At 65.9% G+C, this 1,128-nt stretch carries 1 protein-coding gene and 1 pseudogene; one reads left to right on the top strand and one right to left on the bottom strand.

The features are described from left to right. Positions 1–452 (top strand): annotated as a pseudogene (locus AB0I03_RS26970) (hypothetical protein); the annotation flags it as partial. A 235-nt stretch (positions 453–687) separates the two neighbouring features. Here the strand turns inward: AB0I03_RS26970 and AB0I03_RS26965 are convergent. After that, positions 688–1,101 (bottom strand): DNA-binding protein, encoded by a 414-nt coding sequence (locus AB0I03_RS26965; RefSeq protein ID WP_102926138.1) that lies wholly within the window; start codon positions 1,099–1,101, stop codon positions 688–690. Positions 1,102–1,128 lie beyond the last annotated feature (27 nt).

The raw sequence follows: 1,128 nt of genomic DNA, 5'->3' as shown, positions 1-1,128 counted from the left end.
GGGCCGACCTCCCCAACCGGCCGCTCGAAGACCAACTCGCCGAGATCGCACAAGAGGTCGGCCTCCGTGGCGAAGCCGCGGAACGTAAACGCCTTGCAGACCAGCAAGACAGAGAGGCACAGCAAAGGCGCTGGGAATCCGCCATGCAGGAAGCCCGCGCCGCATACGCCGACGCCTATCGCGTCGAACACCTCGAAGAACAGGCAAACGCCTGGCACCAGGCCAGCCGCCTGACCGAATACGTCACAGCAGTACGCGACCACGCCACATCACTGCCGCCGGGGCAGGAGCGGACCGATATCGAGGCGTGGCTCGCGTTCGCGGACGCGCACCTCCAACACCTCACCGAGTCCGCCTCAATGCCAAGGCTGCCCACGCCGCCGAAGCCCAGCGGCGACGACCTCAAGCCTTTCCTCGGATACTGGAGCCCCTACGGACCCCGCTCCTACTGACCCTTGACTCCGTCCGCGACCCACGGACTTGTCGTCCGGCAGGACCCCGATCTCCCCGCCGCAACATAGCGGCGGATTCCCGGTTACCGAAACCGAGGATCCGCCGAATACTTGTAGATCCACCGCCACGCCCTGGCCGCCCGCCGAAAGGCAGCAAAGCGACGATCAGCACCTCACCTGTGAATTTCGCCTGACCCTATCGAGCACTGCCCTGTCGCACCGTGGACAGGGGAAGTCAGACCGCCACGAGCCGGACCCGATCGCCGCAGAGCTTGACCATGTCGTCGATATCGGAGGTCAACATGACCACGGGGCGGTGCTGGCGGAGCGCGGCCTCAGCGACCGCCGCATCGATCGCGTACTTGTGCCCATGCAAACCTGCATCCATCAGCAGCTTCGAGGCCGCTCTCGCCTCCTCGTCGCCCACCGGGACGACCCGAAGCCCGGAGAGCACCCAGTTCAGGCGAGACTTGTTCGTACGCGAGTGGACGGCCTCGATGATGGTGAGCGCACTGATCACGACCTCCATGCCGCGCGAGCGCGCTTCGGCAATCAGAGCCACCACCTGCTCGTCGTCAGCGAGTAGCTTCGAGAGCCCCTCACTGTCGAGGATCAGCGTCCCCTCGTGACTCAGCCTGCGGCGGGCCACTCGGCCTCCTCGGCGAACACCTCGTCG

This window comes from Glycomyces sp. NPDC021274 (assembly GCF_040641195.1).
Taxonomy (GTDB): Bacteria; Actinomycetota; Actinomycetes; order Mycobacteriales; family Micromonosporaceae; genus Glycomyces.
The sequence above is the reverse complement of the archived record's forward strand: the minus strand, read 5'-3'. Positions and strand labels throughout refer to the sequence as shown.